This is a genomic window from Mesorhizobium sp. M0768 (assembly GCF_040320195.1).
Taxonomy (GTDB): domain Bacteria; phylum Pseudomonadota; class Alphaproteobacteria; order Rhizobiales; family Rhizobiaceae; genus Mesorhizobium.
In genome coordinates this window covers 1-526 of record NZ_JAMYPD010000128.1, presented here as the reverse complement: position 1 = coordinate 526, position 526 = coordinate 1, and the positions used below count along the sequence as shown (strand labels likewise).

1 pseudogene is annotated in these 526 nt (G+C 62.5%); it reads right to left on the bottom strand.

Features of this window, described 5'->3' with window-relative positions:
* Window positions 1–96: 96 nt before the first annotated feature.
* Window positions 97–526 (bottom strand): annotated as a pseudogene (locus NKI08_RS34650) (DDE-type integrase/transposase/recombinase); the annotation flags it as partial.

Here is a 526-nt window from a genome sequence, read left to right as displayed (position 1 = left end):
CGCGCGGCAAAACCCAAAATACCCCACGGGATCGCATCCAGATCAGCAAAACCTATTCACTTCAACGACATAGACAGATGGGTGTTATGAAACAGGATTGTAGATGTGGCGCCAGCGGTCGAAGGCCCGCTGGGCCGCCGCCAGGTTCTCGAACGGCGGTCCCTGCAGTGCCTCGGCCTTGAGCGTGCGGTGAAAGCGCTCCTCCTTGCCCAGCGTCTGGGGATGATACGGCCTGGAATGCCCGATGGCGATGCCGATTTCGATCAGCCAGACGCCGAGCAGGGTAAAGTCGTTGCGGCCGCCATCGCCCCAAGGCGGGCCGTTGTCGGTGGCGATACGAAAGGGCAGGCCATAGCGGCGGAAGGCCGTGATCAGGCGCGTTTTCACGGTTTCGGTGGTCTGGTCGGAGCAGGCCGACAGCACGATCGAGAACCGCGAATGGTCGTCGAGCACGGTCAGCGGATGCAGGCGCCCGGCGCGCAACGGCACATGACCCTTGAAGTCCATCTGCCACAGATCGTTGGGC